Genomic DNA, 22136 nt, shown 5'->3' with positions numbered 1-22136 from the left:
GACGGCGAAGTCGTTTGCGCAGCGCGCCGTCGATTGCTCAGCCGAATGCGCTGCCGACTGTGCGGCCGAATGTGCGGCAGATTGCGCCGTCGATTGCACTGTCGATTGCGCACCCGAGGAGCGGCAGAATACACCGCTCAGCGTGCGGCTTCATAGAGTGTGCGCGCAAGCGCGTTGTGCCGCGCGACGAGCGGCTCGATCTCGAGCGTCGTCAAGCGCCCTTCCCGCACGACGACGCGCCCGTTGACGACGCTGTACGCCGCCTGCGACGGCGCGCAGAACACGAGCGCCGCGACGGGATCATGCAACGCGCCCGCAAACTGCGTCGCGCGCAAGTCGAACGCGACGAAATCCGCCGCCATGCCGGGCGCAAGCGCGCCGATATCATCGCGGTTCAGTACGCGCGCGCCGCCCAGCGTCGCGATCTCGAGCGCATCGCGCGCCGTCATCGCATCGGCCCCGAAGCCGACGCGCTGCAGCAACAGCGCCTGCCTCACCTCGGCGACCATCTGCGCGCCGTCGTTCGACGCGGAGCCGTCGACGCCGAGTCCGACCGGCACGCCCGCGACACGCATCCGTTGCACGGGCGCGATGCCGGACGCAAGTCGCATGTTCGAGCACGGGCAATGCGCGACGCCCGTGCCGGTGCGCGCGAAGAGCGCGATGCCCGGCTCGTCGAGCTGCACGCAGTGCGCATGCCACACGTCGCGCCCGACCCAGCCGAGATCCTCCGCGTATTCGGCGGGCGTCATCCCGAACTTCTCGCGGCTGTACGCGACGTCGTTGACGTTCTCAGCGAGATGCGTGTGCAGCGACACGCCATACTCGCGCGCGAGCGCCGCCGCATCGCGCATCAGCCCACGGCTCACCGAGAACGGCGAGCACGGCGCAACGACGACGCGCAACATCGCGTAGCGGCCGTCGTCGTGATAGGCCTCGATGACGCGCTGCGTGTCGCGCAGGATGTCCGGCTCCCGCTCGACGACCGAGTCGGGCGGCAGCCCGCCGTCGCGCTGGCCGACGCTCATGCTGCCGCGGCTCGCGTGAAAGCGCATGCCGATGCGCCGCGCGGCCGCGATGCTGTCGTCGAGCCGGCTGCCGTTCGGATAGATGTACAGATGATCGCTCGACGTCGTGCAGCCGGACAGCAGCAGCTCGGCCATCGCGGTCAATGCCGACACCTCGATCATCTCCGGCGTCAGGTGCGCCCAGATCCGATACAGGCTCGTGAGCCAGCCGAACAGCTCGGCGTTCTGCGCGGCGGGAATCGCGCGCGTGAGGCTCTGGTACATGTGGTGGTGCGTGTTGACGAGCCCTGGGATCACGAGATGGCCGCGCAGGTCGAGCACCTCGTCCGCGTGCGCGGGCAACTCGGCGCTCGGCCCGACCGCGACGATCCGGTTGTCTTCGACGTAAAGGCCCGCGTCGCGCAGCTCGCGGCGCGCGCCGTCCATCGTCACGAGCACGTCGGCGTGCTCGACGAGCAGCGTCTTCGGACGGGGCGGGGTAAGGGATTGCGCGCCGTCGCGCACGCTCGGGTGTCGTTCCATCGTCGTTCGATCTCCGTATCGTTCCGCCGTCGAGGCGGTGCGTCCTGCTCGAACGCGACGCGCGGCACGCACCGCGCCGCCGCGTCCGTTCGAACGCCCTGGCCCGGTTACCCGGCGTACCCGCCGTCTTCGGGGTGCGCGGCCGCCGCGATCCTCGTCGGACCGCCGGGCGCCTGCGCACCGGCCGAGCATCGCGCAACGCGGCGCGCGGCGCAAGCGGGCCGCGCGCATGTCCGTCTTCACGCAGCCAATATGTTCGTCTACCCTCGATCATGGGACCACGCAAAGACGCGCCGTATCGTCCGAGCGCCGTCCGCGCTCGCTCCGGCGCGCATGGACGCGCCGTCATGCGGCGCGCATTATCTTCGTTATCGCTCACGGTTTCCTGTCCGAACCTTTTTACAATGGCTGCACGGCGCTCGCTTCGATCCGCCGACGGGTATGTAGCCACTGACGTGGAGCCTCGATCCGCCATAGTCTCATCGGATCGAGCCGCCGCCGATCCTCGCAACTACACAAGGACATTGCGAATGGGAAAGCTCACTACCCACGTACTCGACACCGCGCACGGCCGTCCGGGCGCCGCGATCAAGATCGAACTCCATACGCTTTCGGGCAACGGATACCGCCTGCTGAAGACCGTGCTCACCAATGACGACGGCCGTTGCGATGGGCCGCTCCTCGAAGGCGACGCGCTCACGGCCGGCACCTACGAACTCGTGTTCCACGCGGGCGACTACTTCGCCGCGCAGGGCGTCGCGCTGCCCGAGCCGCGCTTCGTCGATCTCGTCGTGCTGCGCTTCGGCATCGCCGATCCCGCCGCGCACTATCACGTGCCGCTTCTCGTGTCGCCGTGGTCGTACAGCACCTATCGCGGCAGCTGACCACGTATCGCTGCCCACATACGACAACGATCGACTCAGGAGACGTTTCATGGAAGGCTTCATCACCGACTGGCTGAATCTCGCGATCCGCTGGCTGCACGTCGTCGCCGCGATCGCATGGATCGGCGAGTCGTTCTACTTCGTCGCGCTCGACAACAGCCTGAAGCCGCCGAAGGACGCGCAGCTGAAAGCGCGCGGCGTGTTCGGCGAGCTATGGCACGTGCACGGCGGCGGCTTCTACAACATGCAGAAATATCTCGTCGCGCCGCCCGAGATGCCGGAAGACCTGCACTGGTCGAAATGGCCGTCTTACACGACGTGGATGTCCGGCTTCGGCCTCTTCTTCGTGCTGTACCTGCTCGCACCGAACACGTATCTGATCGACAGGAACGTGCTCGACATGGGCCCCGTCGTCGCGGTCTCGGCCGCGCTCGGCATCCTGCTCGCGGGCTGGATCGTCTACGACTCCGCGTGCCGCCTGCTCGGCAACCGCGACGAGCTGCTCGGCGTGTTCGTCGGCGTCTACGTGGTCGCGGCCGCGTATCTCGCGTGCCACGTGTTCTCAGGCCGCGCCGCGTATCTGATCGTCGGCGCGATGCTCGCGACGATCATGACGGCCAACGTGTTCTTCGTGATCATCCCCGGCCAGCGCAAGATGGTCGACAAGCTGCTCAAGGGCGAAACGCCCGATCCGATCTACGGCAAGCGCGGCAAGCAGCGCTCCGTGCACAACACGTACTTCACGCTGCCCGTCGTGTTCGCGATGCTGTCGAACCACTACGCGATGACGTATGCGAACCAGTACAACTGGATCGTGCTCGTCATCATCATGCTCGCGGGCGCGCTGATTCGTCAGTTCTTCGTGATGCGCCATCGCGGCCAGCAGCTCTGGTTTCTGCCGCTCGGCGGCGTCGCGCTGATGGTGGTCGCGCTCGTCGCGACGATGCCGAAGCCGATCGCGCCCGAGGCGCACGCCGCGAATGCGCCGAAGGTGGCGATCAAGGACATCGCGCCGATCCTGCAGCAGCGCTGCGTCGCGTGCCACTCGGCAAAGCCGACGCTGATGGGCAGCGCGCCCGCCGGCGTGATGTTCGACACGTCCGACGAGATCGCGCAAAACGCGCCGCGGATCTATCAGCAGGCGGTGCGGCTGAAGGCGATGCCGATCGGCAATGTCACGCACATGACCGACGGCGAGCGCATGCGGATCGCCGCATGGTTCGAGAGCGGCGCGATGAAATAGACGTGTGAAGACGTTTGACGGAGCACTGGATCGGCCGGCCGCCTGACGGTTCGGCAGTTCCGTGGTTCGGACCAACGATCGCCATGCTTTTCAGGCTCGTTTTGCGAGCCTGTTTTTTTGACGGGCATCCCTCTTTTCGAACCGGAACCGCGTCGATGCGGCGCGATGTTGACGCGATCGCGCTCCGATCGTTCAGTGCAAACCGTCCGGCAAGCTCGGACCGTTTCCGCGCGATCGTGACCCGCTTGGGTCATGCACGAATTCGAATCCTCAACGTTGAGCGCCGTTCCACGCTTGCGCCGCGCTCAATCGCGCGCGGCGGCAAGCGCTTCCCGTTGCAGTGCGACGAGCGCGCGCTCGCCGTCTTCGAGCGGCACGAAGATGTGATCGTGATGCGCGGCGGAAGCCCGATGCAAACGATGTGACGCAACGTACTGCACATCGCATCGCGCCGCATCGGCGACTCCGCGCCACGCATCGCGACGCGCAGCCTCAAGCCGACACCAAGCGCAGCGCATCCTCCGTCAGCCACAGCGACTCTGGCAGCCGCTGCTCGTTCAGATTGAGCCCGTCGCCGCCGCGATCGACGACGATGAAATCGCTGACGCCCTGAAGCGCGATGAGCGGATGGTGCCAGACGCCCTTCGCGTAGTTGACGCCTTGCCAGCCGCGCGTGACGAACGCGCGGATCTTCGCCGGATCGAGCTCGCCCGCGGGCGCGACGACGACGAGATACGGCGCGTCGGCGAGCGGCACGAACGCCTGGCTGCCGAGCGGATGCCGCTCGAGCATCGTCACCTCGAACGGCAGCGTGCGCGGCTGTCCGCGAAACAGGTTCACGAGCGGCCGCCCGCGTTCATCGGCCACGTCGACGCGCGCGAGATCGTGAAAGCGCATCGTCGTGCCGAGGTTGATCGGGATCTGCTTCGCGCCGTCCGTCTCGATGACGTCGCCGAACGGCGCGAATGCGGCGCGGGTCAACGGTTCGATCGCGAGCGTCTTCATTGGTCGAGCGTGCCCCACACGCGCAGGCGCGACACGCCGCCATCCGGAACGATGTTCAGGCGCACGTGCGTGACGGACCCGAGCGCGGCGAGCTCCGTTTCGAAATAGTGCTGCTTGTCCATCTGCAGCTTCTGCTCGCCGAGCAGCACCGGCCAGAACATCGCCTGCGTGACGAGCGAGCTGTCGGTGCCGCCCGTCACGTATGCGGCCTGGATCGAGCAGCGATCCGGATAATTGCCCTTGAAGTGCGCGGTGTCGATTTCGATCTTGCGGATCACGCCCGGCTGCGCGAGCGCGATGATCGCCCAGTCGTTGCCCGGCTCGCGGCGACGGCGCGTCTCCCAGCCGTCGCCCATGTTCACGCCGCGGCCCGGCAAAAGCAGGCTCGACGCGAGGCCGAAGTGCTGGTTGTTCGCCGCGACGACGTAGCCGCCGTTCTCCATCGCCGCGAGATCGAACCGCTCGGACTTGCTCGCGCCTGCCCAATCGAGCTGCGGCTGGCCGTACACGCGCAGCCGCGCGATGCCGCCGTCCGGATAGATGTTCACGCGCAGATGCGTGTACGCGTTCGCATCGCGCGCTTCGACGTAGTGATGGCTGTTGCCCTGCAGCGTCGTCGACGGGACGACGTCGACCCACTTGGTCGCTTCGTTCGGCGCGCCTTCGGAAACGTGCGCGGCTTCGATCGACGCGGCGGGCGGGAAATTGCCGGTGAAGTGGCTCGTGTCGATGTCGAAGCCCTTGATCACGCCGGGACGCGCGAGCTTCACGATGCACCAGTCGTAGCCTGTCGTACGCTTGCGGCGCGTCTCCCAGCCGTCCATCCATTTGCCGTGATCGTCGTACTTGCCCGGAATGAAGACGGCCGGCTCCGGATTCAGCATGCGCTCCTTCGGCGCGAAGAAATCGTCGCTCGCCTCGAGCGCCTGCGCACCGAGACGCGGATCGGCCAGATTCACGTAGCGCCGCGTGAACTCGGGTGCGTTCGGATCGGAAAGCGGAAGTGCCATCGTATTGTCCTTGTCGTGAAGCGTGATGCGTGATGCGGATGAGTGGAAAGCCGTCGCCGCACGTCGTCGCGTGCGTGCGCGGCGGGAAACGCGGCGCGCCGTGCGCACCGCGGCGGATGTCGTCGCGGCGAACGTGCCGCGCCGCGCATCGCCTGATTCGTTTTTGCTTCGCCGAAAGCCGCTTCGCCGCGCGTGGCGGCATCGCCCCGCGCCGCGCCGGCCGCGGCGTTCAGCCGCCGCTCATGCGTCGATCAGATCGTCGAGCCTGAAGCGCGCGATCCGATAGATCTGCTCGAGGTTCGCGCGCAATTCCTCGTCGCGCGAATGATCGATGCGCGCCTCGAAGTTCGCGATGATCCCGTGCCGGTCGTAGCCGCGCACCGCGAGGACGAACGGAAAGCCGAACTTCTCGCGATACGCGCGGTTCAGCCGCTGCAGCTTGTCGAACTCCTCCTGCGTGCAGCGATCGAGGCCCGCGCCGCTCTGCTCGCGCGTCGATTCGGCGGTCAGTTCGCCGTGCACCGCCGCCTTGCCGGCGAGCTCCGGGTGCGCGTTGACGAGCGCGAGCTGCCGCGCATCGCCCGCGGTCTCGACCGCGCGCCTCATCGTCCGATGCAGCGTGTCGATGCTGTCGAACGGGCGCGCCTGCGCGGCCGCCTCGGCGACCCACGGCGAATGCTCGAAGATGCCGGACAGCGCCGCGACGAACGCATCCGTCAACATCGCATTCAATTGATCGAGCGTGTAGCGCATCGCCTTTATCATGCGTCCCCCTCGTGTCGAGCGGGCTGATACGGATGATGCTCGCGCCAGTGCCGCGCGATGTCGACGCGGCGCGTCACCCACACGCGATCGTGCCGCTCGACGTGATCGAGGAAGCGCTGCAGCGCGCGAAAACGGCCGGGGCGGCCGAGCAGCCGGCAGTGCATGCCGATCGACATCATCTTCGGCGCTTCGTCGCCCTCCTCGTACAGCACGTCGAAAGCGTCGCGCAGATAGTGGAAGAAATGATCGGCGGTATTGAAGCCCTGCGGCGTCGCGAAGCGCATGTCGTTCGTGTCGAGCGTATACGGGACGATCAGTTGCGGCGCCGTCGCGCCGCCCGGCATCTCGACGTCCATCCAGAACGGCAGGTCATCGCCGTAGTAATCGGAGTCGTACAGGAAGCCGCCGTATTCGGCGACGAGCCGGTGCGTGTTCGGGCTGTCGCGGCCCGTATACCAACCGAGCGGGCGCACGCCCGTCACGCGCTCGATCGCTTCCATCCCGAGCTTCATGTGCTCGGCCTCGCGCTCGGGCGTCATGTCCTGATAATGGATCCAGCGCCAGCCGTGGCACGCGATCTCGTGGCCGAGCTCGACGAACGCGCGCGCGAGCTCCGGATGCCGCTCGATCGCCATGCCGACGCCGAACACGGTGAGCGGCAGCCCGCGCTTCTCGAACTCGCGCAGGATGCGCCACACGCCCGCGCGCGCGCCGTATTCGTAGATCGACTCCATGCTCATGTGGCGCGCCGGATACGCGGCCGCGCCGACGATCTCGGACAGGAACTGCTCGGATGCGGGATCGCCGTGCAGCACGCAGTTTTCGCCACCTTCCTCGTAGTTGAGCACGAACTGCACCGCGACGCGCGCGCGGCCCGGCCAGTTCGCCTGCACCGGATGTCGGCCGTAGCCGATCAGATCGCGTGGATAGTTGGGATCGAATGCCATGATTGGATGCGAAGTGATGCCCCGTCAGCAAGTTCGCGCCGGCCGCGCCGCGCCTGGAAACTGGCGCTGCTCGGCCGGTGCGAAGGATGGCCCAGTGTAGCGAAAACGCCCGGGACCGCCCATACGGGCGCACGGATAGTGCATGTCAGACGGAATGTATGTGCGGTTGCGGAAAAACGTCGGAGGTCGCCGCGGTGGGTTCCACCGCGGCGGGCGTCGCAGCGCCTGCGGACGCAGACACAGACGCGGCATGCGCGGGCGCGCCGCCGGGGCTGAAGCGCGCGAACTCGCCGTCGTAGCGTTTCGTGAGCGGCCGCGCGAAGTCGCCGCGCTTCGCGGTCGAGAGCTTGAGCGCAATCAGCGCCTCTGCCCATTTGACGGCGGCCGTCACGCCCTCGACCACAGGCGCGCCGATCGCCGCCTCGATCTCGTGCGCGAATTCCGCCATCCCCGCGCAGCCGAGCACGATCGCATCCGCGCCGTCCTCGGCGAGCGCGCACCGGCTTCGTCGACGATCACGCGGCGCGCGGCCGAGCCGGGCTTGTCGAGATCGAGCACCGCGACGTCGGTCGCGCGCACGTTGCGGCAAAAGCGCTTCATCCCGTACCGGAATCACTTCGGCGCCGTGATACCTGACGCCGCCGAGATTGAGGCCGATGTTGCGCCAGCCCGCACGCCACACCATATAGCCCGCAGGCGGTCGAAGTAGGCGATCGGCATGACGCGGTTCATCAGCAGGCGGCTGTTGCGCCACCATCGCCGACTGTTCGCGGCCACCCGGCGGGCACCCTTCCGCAGTTGCGCCTCACTTCGCTCGCTGTGGTCAGCTCGCGGCGGGACTTTCGTCCATATAAGTGCGCCCATGCTGGGCGCACATGAAAAAAGGCGCCCGAAGGCGCCTTTTCGTTCCGCATCCGCATGCGCACGACGCGACGTTCACGCCGCGAGGCACGGATAGTCAGACATCGTGAGTCTGAAGCCGTGCTCGTTCGCGACAAGCTCCGCGCGCGCGCCGAACGGCAGCGTCAACAGATCGGGCACGTGGCCGAACTGCAGCCCCGTGACGACCGGAATGCCGATCACGCCGCGCACCTGATCGATCATCGTCTGCATGTCGTAGCCGTTGTCGTACTCGAACGGGCGCGCGCCCGTGAACTGGCCGAGCACGAGCGCCTGCTGGCGCGCGAGGATGCCCGCGAGATGAAGCTGGTAGATCATCCGCTCGATCCGAAACGGCTGCTCGTTGACGTCCTCGACGAACAGGATCCCGCCTTCGATCTGCGGCATGTACGGCGTGCCGACAAGCGACGAGACGATCGCCAGATTGCCGCCCCACAGCGTGCCCGACGCGTTGACGACTTGCGTCTGCGGCACGTCGGAGACGATCGTCGTCGACGGCTGCGTGAGCGTCTGCCAGAAATGCGCGAGCGTGAACTCGCTCGGCGCCTCCGCACCGAAATCGGCGGACAGCATCGGCCCGCCGAACGTCTTCACGCGCGCCTTCGCGTAGAGCGCGAGCTGGATGGCAGTGAAGTCGCTGTGGCCGACGAGCGCGATCGGCCTGTCGCGCAGCCGGCTTTCAAGCCCGCGGTAATCGAGCCCGTGCAGGATCCGCGCGGCACCGTAGCCGCCGCGCACCGCGAGGCCGATGTCGGGCAGCGGCAGCGACGGGTCGGCGAGCCGGTTCAGATCGCCCGCGCGCTCGCCGTCGGTGCCGGCGAAGCGCTGATAGCGACGCTGCGTTGCATCGAGATTCTCGATGCGATGCTGCCCGACGCTCAGACGTTCGAGCGCACGGTCGATGGCGGCGGGGTCGTGCGGATAACCGGAGGGAGCGAGGAGACGGATGGTGCGCGGCGTGCGGGACGTGGAAATCATGAATTCGCTGGGAAGAATCGATCAGACGTATTTAGAGGCGCCCCGCGCCGCTCGGTTCATTCGTCGCGCGGCGGCGCGTCGGGCGCCTGCTGCGCGCGGCGGGCCTCGCGGATCGCCTGCCGCCGCTCCGCGAAAAACGATCTGAGCGCCGCGCCGCATTCGTCGGCGAGCACGCCGCCTTCCACCGTCGTGTGATGGTTCAGGCGCGCATCGGCGAACGCGTCGACGACGCTGCCGCACGCGCCCGTCTTCGGATCGGTCGCACCGTACACGACGCGCGCGATCCGCGCGTGCATGATCGCGCCCGAGCACATCAGGCAAGGCTCGAGCGTCACGTACAGTTCGCAGCCCGGCATCCGGTAATTGCGCAGCGCGCGCGCGGCGGCGCGCAGCGCGGCCATCTCGGCATGAGCGGACGGATCGTGGCCGCCGATCGGGTGGTTGAAGCCGCGGGCGATTACCTCGTCGCCGCGCACGATCACCGCGCCGACCGGCACTTCGCCTGCCGAGCGCGCTTCCTCGGCGGCTTCGAGCGCCAGGCGCATGTAGCGGCGATCGCGCTCGGCGTCGGCCGACGCGAGCGGCGATTGCGGTTCGTCGGGCGGAACCGGCAGAACGCCGACTGCTGGCGCGTCGGCGGGCCTCACATCGGCCCCGCTTCGCCCTGCGCGTCGCCGAGCACGCGCTCGGACAGACGCTCGGCGATGCGGCGGCAGTATTCGCGCGGCACGACCATCGGGCCGCCGCGCAGCGACTCCAGCGCCATGTCGAGGGCGAGCATCTTCGCCTGCAGACGACAACGCGTCGCGCGATCGCTGACCGCGCGCAGTTCGTCCTGCAGGTTGCGCAGCGCCCGCAGTTGCTCGACCGCGGGCGGCACGAAGCCCGCGTTCTTCAGGATCCGATTCGCGACGCGCACCTCTTCCGGAACGAGCAGATCGTCGTCCAGTTCCATCGGCGCGCCGGCGCCCGGCAAATCGTCGAACGCCCCCCGCGCGGCGGCAGCGGCAATGCGTTGTTCGACTAGAGCGTCAAGCAGTTTCATCGGGGTTTCATAACAATGCGGCATGCGGATTTTAGCAGGCGGCGCGCCGAGGTCCAGCCCGTCCGAGCAAATGCTCGATATCCGGACCCGGACGCGGGGAAAGGCGCTATTCTTGCTGCGGCCTCTCCAACCGCGCGGCGCTTGCCGCTCCGCGCTCGCTCAGGGCAACGAAGCAATGTCGATCGCCGCTCGGCGCCGTGTTCGCGCCCTCGTTTTTGCCGCTTCGCTCGTCGCCGCCGGACTGTCGTCGGGCTGCGGCGCGATGTGCGGAGGCGTCGGCGGCAATGGCGGGTTTGCGGGCGGGTGTGCGACCGGAGTGAGGTTCTAAGGTTTCAGGCGCAACGGAACCCGCGGCAAAAGCGGATTCGGGCGGCGAGACACCGGCCGCTCGCGGTATGGCCGACGACGGGCGGCTGTCAATGACGATTTTTCGCTCGTTCGGCTTCGTTCGGCTTGCGAAGACTAGACTAGCGGTCGCCATCGCTCGTCCTTGCCTTCCGCTACCTGCTTCTTGCGCCTCGCCGGTGCCCCGGCTCGTTTCGTGCGCCGCAATCCGACAGCCGACGCTTCGCCATACATACGCGCTTCGCGACCGGCTCGGTCAACCCCATCTTTCGGGCCAGATACGCCGACGACATGCCCGTCGCCTCATCGTCGACGAACATAGCCCTGGTATAGTGTTTTACGCTATTTGAAACGTACGAAGCCCAATGCGCACAAGGTTTTCATAGCGATTTTAAGTTCCATCGAGAGCGAAACCCTACACTAGCGCCTTCCGGACTCTGCCCCAGCAAGTTTTTCCCTGTTCCGGCATCACCCTCATTCCCGGTCAGTGAGTCACCGGGTCACCGAATCGCCCCAGAATCACCGCCCACAGACGCCGCCGACGACAGCGTCTGCGCGCCGGCCGCGCGTCAGCGCCCGCCGAGATAATCCATCTTGCCGAGCGGCACGCCCTTGTAGCGCAGGATGTCGTACGCGGTCGTCGTATGAAAATAGAAATTCGGCAGCGCGAAACCGAGCAGGTACGATTTGCCGTCGAACGTCATCACGCCGTCCCGCAGCGGCAGCTCGATCGTGCGCGTTTCGCTGCCGTCGAGCTGCACCGGCTGGATCGTCTTCAGGAAATCGATCGTTTTGCCCACGCGCGCGCGCAGTTCGGCAAACGTCGTTTCCGTATCGGCGAACGACGGCACCGCAATGCCCGCGAGCCGCGCGCCGCATCCCTTCGCGGTATCGCTCGCCCGCTGGACCTGCGCATCGAGCGAGTACATGTCGTCGCGAAGCCGCGCACGAACCAGTTCGGCCGGATCGATGCCCTGCGAGCGCGCGTGCGCATCGCCCTTGTCGAGCACGGCCGATAGGTTGTTCAAGCCGCGAATCAGCGCGGGAATCGAGACGTCGTACATCGACAGTGCCATGGCTTCTCCTTGACGGGTTCGTTGATCGTTCGCGGGACGGCCGGCTACGGCCGACATCGGCTCCGTAGCATAGACCGGATCGGCCCGCCCACGCTCGCCGTCGCGCGGCGGCATTCGGCGGCATTCGGCGGCACGCGGGGTGCGCGGGGTGCGCGGGGTGCGCGGGGTGCGCGGGGTTGCGGGTCGCGCGGCGTGCGATACGCACGGGACGACTTGGAAGACTCACGGCTTCGAACCCGCTTTCCTGCTGACGCGCCGTTCGCCGCGTTCACGATCCCGCCTCCGCATCGAGCCTTGCACCAACATCTTGCATCATCTAGTTGCATTTTAAAACCATCAGATTTACTCTACTAAATAGTTTCATTTTGCAACCATAAAAACGGAACGCCTGCATGCAAGCTCCCCGAGCGGCGCCTGCCGCCTCTTCGATTCGCACGATCGATTCCCCGGCGGCGTCTGCGACGCTGCCGCGCGGCGCAGTCGCGCTGTTCGCTTGCGCGGGCGGCCTGAGCGTCGCCAACGTCTATTACGCGCAGCCGCTCCTCGACGCGCTCTCCGCCGAGCAAGGCTCCCATGCGGCCAATATCGGCCTGGTGCTCGAACAACGGCCTCAGCCTTGAGGCAGGTGAGTACAGCCGATAAGAGCAACGAAATTACGGCGATTCTGGAGCTGCTGGCCGCCCGTAACATGGCCAGCCTACGCAAGATCACGCTCAATCTTGCCCGGCTGGCTCAGAACCGCCAGCCGAAAAAGCTCAGCTTGAAGAACATCCGTAACCTCGCGGCTTGGGACACCGTCATGCGCGACGCCATCCTCGGCCTTGCCTGACGCACGTCTTCATGCGGAAGCCCTGGTAGGATAATGGCTTTTCGAGCCACAGTCGGCGATCTTCCCATGGGTGCCGCACCCATCATCTTGTACCGATGCCCCTCGACTACCCTACCCTCGATGCGCTGCGCACGCGGCACCCCGCCTGGCGCCTGTTACGCTCCGATCATGCGCCGCTCGCGGTCAGTTTCCTGCATCGAGTGTTCGTCGCACCAAACGTACGCGTCGTGGCGGCTCCTGTTCTTGCCGAAGCACTCGAGGACGAGCTTTATGGGTTGCGCGAACTGCTCGGCGAAGGCGCTTTCCCGAAGCCCGCGCTCGAATATCTGAACGACTGGGCTGGCCCCGAAAAGGGATGGTTGCGCAAGTTCTATCGCCCAGGTTCCGATGAACCGCAGTTCGACCTGACCCCCGCTGCGGAGAAAGCGATCGCGTGGCTCGGCACGCTGACGGAACGCAGCTTTGTCGGCACGGAATCGCGGCTCCTGACACTTTTCGAGCTGCTGCGGCAGATGGGCGAAGGCAGCGAGGCGGATCCGGAAAAGCGTCTTGCCGAGCTCCACGCGCGGCGCGGCCAGATCGACGAAGAAATCGCTCGTGTGGAGGCGGGTGACGTCCGGCTGCTCGACGATGCCGCGCTCAAGGATCGCTTTCAGCAATTCATGCAGATGGCGCGCGAACTGCTCACGGACTTCCGCGAAGTCGAACAAAATTTTCGGCTGCTGGACCGGCATGTACGCGAGCGAATCGCGCTCTGGGAAGGATCGAAGGGCGCGCTCATCGAGGAAATCATGGGCGAGCGCGACGCGATCGCCGATTCGGATCAGGGCAGCAGCTTCCGGGCGTTTTGGGACTTCCTGATGTCGAGCCGCCGTCAAGAGGAACTCTCGGAACGGCTCGAGCGCGTGCTCGAGTTGCCCGCGATCATGGAAATGCGGCCCGACGCGCGCATGCGGCGCGTTCACTATGACTGGCTGGAAGCGGGCGAACATACACAACGCACCGTTGCGCAGCTCTCGCAGCAGCTTCGACGCTTCCTCGACGATCGAGCGTGGCTAGAAAACCGCCGCATCATGGACATTCTGCGTGGTATCGAAACGAAAGCGCTTGCGCTGCGCGAAGCGCCTCCGCCAGGCGCCGTCACGGAGATCGAGACCGCATCCGCTGATATCGAGCTGCCAATGGAGCGCCCGCTTTACGTGCCGGCGCTGCGCCCTCTCATCACCAACGTCGCACTCGAGACCGGCGAGACGGACCTCGATCCCTCTGCACTCTACACGCAGATCGTCGTCGATCGCGCGCGCCTCGCAGGCCACATCCGCCGATGCCTCCAAGATCGGCCGCAAGTGACGCTTGCCGAATTGGCCGCGTCACAGCCGCTCGCGCATGGGCTCGCCGAGCTCGTCGCCTATATGCAACTGGGCGCCGAAGCGGGATCATTTCGGGCGACTGTCGACGAAACCATCTCCGATACCATCGAATGGCAGGCGAACGACGCCAACGGAACAGTAATCGTCAAGCGTGCGACCATGCCGCGCGTGATTTTCACAAGGTAGAGATGACGGAAGAACAGCAAGCCTCGTCGCTTGGTCGAGGTGATTTGCCGGCGGTTGCCATCGCGTTGCTCAAGGGCGTGGTTTATCGCGATGGAAACGAGCGCCTCTGGGCCGCGCTGCTCGAATTGCAGACACACGTGCGCGACTACGTCGCCGTGCTCGGCCTCGAACTGGTCGTGGACGAGGCGGAAGGCTACGCCTTCGTAAAAAGCCGCGCCGAGCACGACGCCGAAGCCGGCGTCGACCAGACCAAGCTACCCCGGCTCGTTGTCCGGCGCCCACTCTCGTTCCCCGTGAGCCTGTTGCTCGCACTGCTTCGAAAGAAACTGGCGGAATGGGATGCCGGCGGCGGCGACACACGGCTCGTTCTTGCACGCGAGGACATCGTCGAACTCGCACGCGTATTCCTTCCCGCGAGTACTAACGAGGCACGCCTGGTCGATCAGATCGATACACACGTGAACAAGATCGTCGAACTGGGCTTCCTGCGCCGGATGAAGGCCACGAGCGGGCCACCGACATTCGAGGTACGGCGTATTCTCAAAGCATTCGTCGATGCGCAATGGCTGCTCGATTTCGACGCGCGGCTCGCGGGCTATCGGGCGCACCTTCAAGATTCGACGGTTTCGGACCAACGGGAGAGTCGCGATGAATGAACCGCGCGCGCTCAGCTTCGATTTTGCCGCCGACGACATCCTGACGGGCTTTCGCCTCGAGCGGCTCGAAGTTTTCAACTGGGGAACTTTCGACGAGCGGGTCTGGGTGCTGCGGGCCGATGGCCGCAACGGCCTGCTGACAGGAGACATCGGTTCCGGCAAGTCGACGCTCGTCGACGCCGTCACCACGCTCCTCGTGCCCGCGCAGCGCATCGCCTACAACAAGGCGGCGGGCGCGGACAGCAAGGAACGCACGCTGCGCTCGTATGTGCTCGGCTACTACAAGTCGGAGCGCAACGAGGTCACTGGGACCGCCAAGCCCGTGAGTCTGCGAGATCACAACAACTATTCGGTGATCTTGGGGGTATTTCGTAACGCCGGATACGATGCCACGGTCACACTCGCACAGGTGTTCTGGATGAAAGACGCGCAGGCTCAACCCGCGCGATTCTTCGTCTGTGCCGAGCGCAATCTCTCGATCGCAGCCGACTTCTCGCGCTTCGGCACCGACATCGCACAACTGCGCAAAAAGCTGCGAGGATTGGGTGCCGAAATCGAGGACACGTTTCCGAAATACAGTGCCTGGTTCCGGCGGCGCTTCGGGATCGAAAGCGAGCAGGCGCTCGAGCTCTTTCATCAAACGGTATCGATGAAATCGGTGGGCAATCTCACCGACTTCGTACGCAGCCACATGCTCGAGCCGTTCGAGATCGCACCGCGCGTCGACGCATTGATCACTCACTTCGACGATCTGAATCGCGCGCACGAGGCGGTACTGAAAGCCAAACGCCAAGTGGAACTGCTGACACCGCTCGTAGACGACTGTGACCGCCACAGCGAGCAAGGACATGCTCTCGACGGCTGGCGAGCGTGCCGTGAAGCATTGAAGCCCTACTTCGCTGGACTCAAGCTCGGCCTCATCGAGCGCCGCCTTCAATTGCTCGATGAGGATCATGCGCGGGCGACCTCGCGAAAGGCCCGGCACGAAGAAGCGCGAGACCAGACGCGTCAGCGCGTGGACGATTTGCGCCGCGCCGTGGCCGAACAAGGAGGCGATCGTATCGCACAGCTCAATGTCGAAATGCGCGAGCAGGAGCGAGAAAGTGCGCGGCGCCGCGAACGCGCGCAACGCTATGCCGCCATCGTTACGTTGCTCGGCGAAACCGAGGCCACGGATGAGGCTGCATTCGTTTCCCAGCGCCAGCGTCTGGCCGAGCAGCGCGGCTCGCTCGTCGACGACGAAGCGCAAAAGCAAAATGCGATTACCGAATGGAGCGTGGCATTCCGCGAAGGGAAAGCGCGGCGTGATCTGCTAGAGGACGAAATAGCGAGCCTGAAAGCCCGACGCAACAACATCCCGAAGGAACAAGTCGCGATGCGATCGAGCCTATGCTCGGCGCTCGGTCTGGAGGAAGATGCCCTGCCGTTCGCGGGCGAACTCATTCAGGTGCGTAAGGACGCGCGCGATTGGGAGGGCGCCGCCGAGCGCGTACTACGCAACTTCGGCCTGTCGCTGCTCGTGCCCGACGAACATTATGCGAACGTCGCGGCGTGGGTCGATCACACTCATCTCCGGGGGCGGCTCGTCTACTTTCGCGTGCGCGCCGAACGCGCCGCGCGCGTAGTCGAGGCCATGGAGTTACACCGCGACTCGCTCGCGCACAAGCTCGCGATCAAGCCCGATTCGCTGTTCTACAGCTGGCTCGAGCGCGAAATCGGCCGCCGTTTCGACTATGCATGCTGCGATACGCAGGAGCAGTTCCGGCGCGAGACGCGCGCGATCACGCATGCTGGCCAAGCGAAAGCGCCGGGGGAACGCCACGAAAAAGACGATCGCCACGCGCTTGACGATCGCAGCCGCTACGTACTCGGTTGGAGCAACACGGCCAAAATTGCGGCTCTCGAAGCACAACGGCGAGCGCTCGAGGTTCGGCTCGGCGAGATCGGGCAACGACTGGGAGAGGCCCAAAGCGAGCACGCCAAGGTGCGAGAGCAACTCGAAGCACTCGCGCGTGCCGGCGAGTTCGTCGAGTTTCGAGAAATCGATTGGCCGAGTTGCGCCGCTGCAATCGCGCGCCTTGCAGACGAAAAAGCGCGCCTCGAATCGGCAAGCGACGCCCTCGCGGAGCTAACGGCTCAATTGGACTCGGCGCAATTGGCGTTGAAGGGAAGTGAAGCGGCGATCTCGGAAACCGACTCGGAACTGGGCGGCATACTGGCCAAGCGGGAGGCAGCCCAAGCGTTGCTCAGCGAGACGCACGCGCTCGTTGAGCAAGTCAATGCCGAACTTGCAGGGCGAATCGAGGCCTTGCGAGCGGAGATTCTCGGCGAACACCAGCTTTCCGTCGAGTCGTGCGACAACCGCGAGCGGGACGTGCGCGAGGCATTGACAACCCGCATCGACAACGAAACGAAGTCGCTCGGCCGCCTTGCCGAACGAATCGTCAAGGCCATGGCGGCCTTCAAGGATGCCTACAAGCTCGAAACTGCCGACTTCGATGCGAGCCTCGACGCGAGCTCAGAGTACCGTGACATGCTCGCGCGGCTGCAAGCGGACGATCTGCCGCGCTTCGAGGCGCGTTTCAAAGAGCTGCTCAACGTCAATACGATCAACGAGATCGCCAACTTCCACGCCCAGCTCGCGCGCGAACGGGAGACGATCAAGGCACGCATCGAGCGCATCAACGAATCGTTGCGACAAATCGACTACAACGCGGGCCGATACATCGTCCTCGAGAGTCAGCCCAGCCCCGACGCCGAGATCCGCGAATTCCAGGGCGACCTGCGCGCTTGCACCGAGGGCGAACTCACCGGCTCGGACGATAGCCAATACTCGGAAGCCAAGTTCCTGCAAGTCAAACGGATCATTGACCGCTTCCGCGGCCGCGAAGGGTTGACCGAGCAGGACCGGCGATGGCGCGCCAAAGTGACCGACGTGCGCAACTGGTTTCTGTTCGCCGCCAGCGAGCGTTGGCGCGAAGACGACAGCGAATACGAGCACTACTCGGACTCCGGCGGTAAATCGGGTGGCCAGAAGGAAAAGCTCGCCTATACGATCCTTGCCGCGAGCCTCGCCTATCAGTTCGGCCTCGAATGGGGCGCCGTGCGTTCTCGATCGTTCCGCTTCGTCGTCATCGACGAAGCGTTTGGCCGAGGCTCCGACGAATCGGCGCAGTATGGTCTCACATTGTTTCAGAAGCTGAACCTGCAACTGCTGATCGTCACGCCACTGCAGAAGATTCACATCATCGAGCCGTTCGTTTCGAGCGTCGGATTCGTTCAGAACGAGGGCGGACGCGCGTCGAGGCTGCGCAACCTGTCGATCGAGGAGTACCGCGCGCGCAAGGCGGAGTTCGAGCAATGAATTGGACAACGGCCGCCGAACTGCGCGTCCGCCTCCAACGCCTGTGGGAGCGCGGCGAATGGCTGCGAAGCCTCGTGGACGGCACCGAGGGGCTATTTCCGCTACGTCTGCCGATAAAAGGCCCGAGCTCGTCCGAATTGGCCGAACGCTTCGACGCGGTACGCGCATGGATCACGGAGATTGCCGCGACACCGCGCGTACGCATCGAATGGCGAGAAATCAATCATCGAATTCTCGGCCTGCAGCGCGTGCCACAAGCAGCTTGGGTCGACGGTCTGGACGATGCGCTCGCTGTCGCCGGCAAGCGCCGCGACGCAGCGCAGTTCGAGCGGCTGCTCGAAATCACACGCTCCCGCCAGCCGAAGCTCACCACGTGGCTTGCGCAGCGCCCGTTGCAAGCGCTCGAATTCGCCGGCGATTGGGAACGGCTGCTGGCAGTCGTCGATTGGCTGCAAGCCCATCCGCAGCCGGGCGTCTATCTTCGCCAAGCCGAAATCGCCGACGTCGACACGAAATTCATCGAGGCGCGGCGCGGCGTCCTCGCCCAATGGCTCGATCTCGTGCTGCCGTCCGAGGCAATCGACAGCAGCCGGACAGGCGCCGCCCAATTCGCTGCTCGCTACGGGTTCCGCGAGAAGCCGCCTCGGATTCGCTTTCGCGTGCTCGATGAGAGGCTCGCCGTTCTGCCCGGCATGGGCCGGCCCGACATCGCACTCGACGCCGACAGCTTCGCGCGCCTCGCGCTGCCGTGCCGCCATGTGTTCATTACCGAAAACGAGATAAATTTTTTGGCGTTTCCCGACGTTCCGCAGTCGATCGTGCTTTTCGGGGCGGGCTACGGTTGGGAAGCGCTAGAGTCGGCGCGATGGCTCACGGACTGTGCGCTCCACTACTGGGGCGACATCGACACGCACGGCTTTGCCATTCTCGATCAATTGCGCCGCCGATTCAGGCACGTCGGCTCGTTCTTGATGGACCGCGCGACACTGATGGCGCATGAAGCGTTCTGGGGAGACGAAGGCGATCAGGTCATACGCGATCTGCCGCGACTCACGGCGCAAGAGCGCGAACTCTTTGACGACCTGCGTGACAACCGGATTCGTCATGGATTACGGCTCGAGCAAGAGCGCGTGGGATTCGGGTGGGTCAGGGCGGCGCTAGAGGAACGGGCTTGCGCTTAGCTCTTACCCAATCTCACCGCCACGCACGACTCGAATGCGCCCCGAAGAAGCCGCCTCGACGATACCTGCCCCCAACTCCCAGGTTCAGCGACTTCGGTTTGCGCTGCCGTTGAGCAAAGCATCCGAGATCGTCGACAGCATCTCGGTCAGCCGTCTTGCCGTCTCGGCCGATGGCAGCGGCAACCTGAGACTTCGCTCGCCCGTCACGGCATCGCGCTCGACCCACGGGTGTGCGGCAACCGCGCCATCACCTGGCTCACTCAACGCCGACGCCAGCACCGCGCCGAACTGCAGCAACCCTGACCACGGCTCGAAGGACGCGCCTCGTTGTGCAGTATCGACGGTCGAAGCTTGAGGCCGCTCTCCGGCACCGGCGAGCTCGGTTTCCACGACGCTCGCGTCACGCGCCACGATGCCAGACACGGCGGCGCCGCTCGCAGCTTCCTCTGCCGCGGCCATGACCCCGCTCTCCCCCATGCGCCCCGTGACATTTTCGACGTCCTTCATGAAACGGGTCAGGCGCGACCCGCCGAGCAGAATTTCGCTGGCGCCGCCGTCGAGGATGCCCTTCGCCAGCGAGCGCTTGAAAGCGAGCACCGACAGCATGCCCTCCTCGATCGTTCCCTTCGCGACGTAATTGACGACTCGTACCGGCTTTTTCTGGCCCAACCGATAGATGCGCGCGATGCGCTGCTCCAGCACCGCCGGGTTCCACGGCAGATCCATGTTCACGAGCGTCGACGCGTGCTGAAGGTTGAGCCCTGTGCTGCCTGCGTCCGTCGACAGAAACACCCGACAGTCCGAATCGTCCCGAAAGCGCTGCACCAGCGCGGGCCGATTTTCCGACGGCACGCCGCCATGGAAGCTGACGTAACCGATACCGAGCTTCTCGAGCCGGCGAATGACGATCTCATGCGTGCGCGTCCATTGACTGAACACCACGACTTTCTCGTCCGGCTGCGTGAAAAGCGACTCGAACAGCGTCACCAGCTCGTCGGCCTTCACGCCATGATCGGTTTCCTGGTCCAGCAGATAGGTGCTGTTGCACGACATGCGCATGTTCTGCAAAGCACAGGTGAGGCGCCTCTGGTCTTGATCTGACAGAAACCTCGTATTACGCCAGCGCCGGACGATCTTGGCCACGATGTCCGCGTTTTCCATGTGATACGCCATCTGCATCTCGGTCATCGGCACCAGCAGATTCTGGTCGGTGCGCCCGGGCAACTGCAGCAGCACCTCGGACTTGCGGCGCCGTATCATGATCGGCGCCAGGGTCTGGCCGATCTCGTCGAGGCCCGTGTATCCCGTCACGCGTCCCGCCTCGTCCTTGACCTGATGTTCGTGCAGCAGCTTCCACGTGGGCCCGAGACGGTGCTGGTCGACGAACTGAACGATGGAAACGAGTTCCTCCAGCTTGTTCTCGAGAGGCGTACCCGTTAGCACGGCGGCATAGGGGCTGTCGATTCGCTTGAGAGCTTTCGCCGCAATGGTGTTCCAGTTCTTGATACGCTGCGCCTCGTCGACGATGATCAGTTCCGGCGCCCACGCGGAAATCATGTCGAGGTCCGATTTCAGCTTCTCATAGTTGGTGATCTTGTAGAGATCCTGGCCCGCATATTCGCCCCGCCTCTGGGCAAGGCCGCCCGTGATCACCCTCGATGCGCGGCCGGAGAACCGCATGATTTCGCTCTGCCACTGATACTTGAGCGAAGTCGGGCAAATCACCAGCACTTTCGACACGCCAAAATGCCGGATCAGGATTTCCGCCGCCGCGACGGCCTGCACCGTCTTGCCGAGGCCCATTTCGTCGCCGATCAAGGCGCGCCCGGCACGCACGGCGAACAATGCGCCTTCGGCCTGGTAAGGGTAGAGCGGCACCTTGAGCAGCTTCCTCAGCGAGGGCGTCGCCGCTCCTTGCGGAAACTGCCCATCGAGCATCATGGCACGGCGCGCCGCGTCGTTACGGCCGGCGATGAAATCGAGAGCGTCGTCGTGGGCGCGCAATTCGTGCCCGGCCTTCGCCACACTGGAAAGAAAGCGCCCGAGATCTTCGAAACGGTCCTCCGGCAAATGCCATCGCCGAGACTCGTCGAACAAAGCGGCAGCCGCTTTGGCCACCTTTGCCGGACAATCCGTGCCGGCGCGAAAATGGACCGCTCGCCCTCCCTCGTTGCGTAAATACAGCTCCGAGAATGCGGGCTGATAACCACGGGCGAAGGCCGCCTTTGCGCCGCGCTTGCGCAGTAGTCGCGACAAGGCGAATTCAATGTGCTTGCAGGTGCCGAGTTCGTTGGTGGCGTAATCGGCACAGGCGCAGAAGTTGTCGCCCGGGCGGGCTCCACGAATCGACACGCGATAGCTGGAGTTCGACGCCGGATTGCCGACGCGGAATTCCGAGAAATACGTCTCCGTCCCGAGATTCTCCAGCGAGAACGTCTGTTCTTGCCCGAATTTCCGACGCAAGGCGCGCTGCCAGTCGGCGGGCGACATGTGATCGGGGGCGTGGGTGCGGGAAAGCTTCGGGGATCGATGTGACTTGGTGGAAGAGCGTTTGCTGGTCATGACTTGGTGTGATGTTCGCGCGACCGACCCACTCTATCAACGCGAAGTCCAGCGGGTTTCGGATTGCCTCCCACGCGGACAGCTCCAGATCAATCCGCCCAACGGCTGGATCCGCCACCGGAGTCCGTAACGCGTCCTTGATTACCTACCGGCTCGGTAGAACGGAGAGCGCTCACAGTATACCCGGGCCCCGTCCTCCATCGCCACAGATTCGGTCCTCCGCCTGGCGACGGCAGGATT

18 protein-coding genes and 3 pseudogenes are annotated in these 22136 nt (G+C 65.1%); 9 read left to right on the top strand and 12 right to left on the bottom strand.

What is annotated here, in order from left to right; all coding sequences use genetic code 11:
* Positions 1-137: 137 nt before the first annotated feature.
* Positions 138-1550 carry an 8-oxoguanine deaminase gene (locus tag WS70_RS07825; RefSeq protein ID WP_059597111.1) on the bottom strand — a complete coding sequence of 471 codons (1413 nt, stop codon included), beginning with the start codon at positions 1548-1550 and terminating at the stop codon, positions 138-140.
* A 530-nt stretch (positions 1551-2080) separates the two neighbouring features.
* Here WS70_RS07825 and uraH point away from each other — a divergent pair.
* From uraH to WS70_RS33785, 3 genes are all read left to right on the top strand, one after another.
* Positions 2081-2434, top strand: a complete 354-nt coding sequence (uraH, locus tag WS70_RS07815; RefSeq protein WP_059597112.1) for a hydroxyisourate hydrolase — start codon at positions 2081-2083, stop codon at positions 2432-2434.
* 49 nt (positions 2435-2483) lie between these two features.
* Positions 2484-3677 carry a urate hydroxylase PuuD gene (locus WS70_RS07810; protein WP_059597113.1) on the top strand — a complete coding sequence of 398 codons (1194 nt, stop codon included), beginning with the start codon at positions 2484-2486 and terminating at the stop codon, positions 3675-3677.
* 83 nt (positions 3678-3760) lie between these two features.
* The gene (locus tag WS70_RS33785) at positions 3761-4102 is read left to right on the top strand and encodes a hypothetical protein (RefSeq protein ID WP_159082866.1); all 342 of its coding nucleotides are present in this window, start codon (positions 3761-3763) and stop codon (positions 4100-4102) included.
* A 67-nt stretch (positions 4103-4169) separates the two neighbouring features.
* On the opposite strand, the gene WS70_RS07800 is transcribed toward WS70_RS33785, so the two are convergent.
* The 10 genes and pseudogenes from WS70_RS07800 to WS70_RS07750 form a co-directional block, all read right to left on the bottom strand.
* Positions 4170-4682 carry an ureidoglycolate lyase gene (locus WS70_RS07800; RefSeq protein ID WP_059470530.1) on the bottom strand — a complete coding sequence of 171 codons (513 nt, stop codon included), beginning with the start codon at positions 4680-4682 and terminating at the stop codon, positions 4170-4172.
* Positions 4679-5692: an allantoicase gene (gene alc, locus WS70_RS07795; RefSeq protein WP_059597115.1), complete on the bottom strand. Its 1014-nt coding sequence runs from the start codon at positions 5690-5692 to the stop codon at positions 4679-4681. The genes WS70_RS07800 and alc overlap by 4 nt, the downstream gene beginning before the upstream one ends.
* A gap of 240 nt (positions 5693-5932) precedes the next feature.
* Complete coding sequence (uraD, locus tag WS70_RS07790) at positions 5933-6457, bottom strand: 2-oxo-4-hydroxy-4-carboxy-5-ureidoimidazoline decarboxylase (protein ID WP_082716069.1); 525 nt, start codon at positions 6455-6457, stop codon at positions 5933-5935.
* On the bottom strand, positions 6454-7404 hold the full coding sequence (puuE, locus tag WS70_RS07785; protein ID WP_059597116.1) for an allantoinase PuuE: 951 nt from the start codon (positions 7402-7404) through the stop codon (positions 6454-6456). Before puuE ends, uraD begins: the two co-directional genes overlap by 4 nt.
* A 145-nt stretch (positions 7405-7549) precedes the next feature.
* Positions 7550-8013: pseudogene (locus WS70_RS07780) on the bottom strand (aspartate/glutamate racemase family protein); the annotation flags it as partial.
* Positions 8014-8097: 84 nt separating this feature from the next.
* Positions 8098-8190: pseudogene (locus tag WS70_RS33780) on the bottom strand (reverse transcriptase domain-containing protein); the annotation flags it as partial.
* 150 nt (positions 8191-8340) lie between these two features.
* Entirely contained in the window at positions 8341-9282 is a 942-nt protein-coding gene (ldcA, locus tag WS70_RS07770) for a muramoyltetrapeptide carboxypeptidase (protein ID WP_059470526.1), read from the bottom strand.
* Between the two features lie 56 nt (positions 9283-9338).
* Positions 9339-9929 (bottom strand): tRNA adenosine(34) deaminase TadA, encoded by a 591-nt coding sequence (tadA, locus tag WS70_RS07765; protein ID WP_059470525.1) that lies wholly within the window; start codon positions 9927-9929, stop codon positions 9339-9341.
* Complete coding sequence (locus WS70_RS07760) at positions 9926-10327, bottom strand: DnaJ family domain-containing protein (RefSeq protein WP_059470524.1); 402 nt, start codon at positions 10325-10327, stop codon at positions 9926-9928. The genes tadA and WS70_RS07760 overlap by 4 nt, the downstream gene beginning before the upstream one ends.
* A gap of 914 nt (positions 10328-11241) precedes the next feature.
* Positions 11242-11748: a DUF1993 domain-containing protein gene (locus WS70_RS07750; RefSeq protein WP_059470522.1), complete on the bottom strand. Its 507-nt coding sequence runs from the start codon at positions 11746-11748 to the stop codon at positions 11242-11244.
* 373 nt (positions 11749-12121) lie between these two features.
* On the opposite strand from WS70_RS07750, the pseudogene WS70_RS07740 reads away from it, so the two are divergent.
* From WS70_RS07740 to WS70_RS07715, 6 genes and pseudogenes are all read left to right on the top strand, one after another.
* Positions 12122-12347 (top strand): annotated as a pseudogene (locus tag WS70_RS07740) (MFS transporter); the annotation flags it as partial.
* A 26-nt stretch (positions 12348-12373) separates the two neighbouring features.
* Positions 12374-12577 carry a hypothetical protein gene (locus WS70_RS07735; RefSeq protein WP_226382817.1) on the top strand — a complete coding sequence of 68 codons (204 nt, stop codon included), beginning with the start codon at positions 12374-12376 and terminating at the stop codon, positions 12575-12577.
* Positions 12578-12672: 95 nt separating this feature from the next.
* Positions 12673-14133, top strand: a complete 1461-nt coding sequence (locus tag WS70_RS07730) for a DUF3375 domain-containing protein (RefSeq protein WP_059597119.1) — start codon at positions 12673-12675, stop codon at positions 14131-14133.
* Between the two features lie 2 nt (positions 14134-14135).
* Positions 14136-14789 (top strand): DUF4194 domain-containing protein, encoded by a 654-nt coding sequence (locus tag WS70_RS07725; protein WP_059470518.1) that lies wholly within the window; start codon positions 14136-14138, stop codon positions 14787-14789.
* Positions 14782-18153 carry an ATP-binding protein gene (locus WS70_RS07720; RefSeq protein WP_059597120.1) on the top strand — a complete coding sequence of 1124 codons (3372 nt, stop codon included), beginning with the start codon at positions 14782-14784 and terminating at the stop codon, positions 18151-18153. Before WS70_RS07725 ends, WS70_RS07720 begins: the two co-directional genes overlap by 8 nt.
* Positions 18150-19334, top strand: a complete 1185-nt coding sequence (locus WS70_RS07715; RefSeq protein WP_059470516.1) for a Wadjet anti-phage system protein JetD domain-containing protein — start codon at positions 18150-18152, stop codon at positions 19332-19334. Before WS70_RS07720 ends, WS70_RS07715 begins: the two co-directional genes overlap by 4 nt.
* Before the next feature lie 84 nt (positions 19335-19418).
* Here the strand turns inward: WS70_RS07715 and WS70_RS07710 are convergent, their stop codons facing one another.
* Complete coding sequence (locus WS70_RS07710; protein ID WP_059597121.1) at positions 19419-21896, bottom strand: DEAD/DEAH box helicase; 2478 nt, start codon at positions 21894-21896, stop codon at positions 19419-19421.
* Between the last annotated feature and the right edge of the window lie 240 nt (positions 21897-22136).

It is taken from the genome of Burkholderia mayonis (assembly GCF_001523745.2).
Lineage (GTDB): Bacteria > Pseudomonadota > Gammaproteobacteria > Burkholderiales > Burkholderiaceae > Burkholderia > Burkholderia mayonis.
Note: the sequence above shows the minus strand (reverse complement) of the source record. Positions and strands in the feature narration are given on the sequence as shown.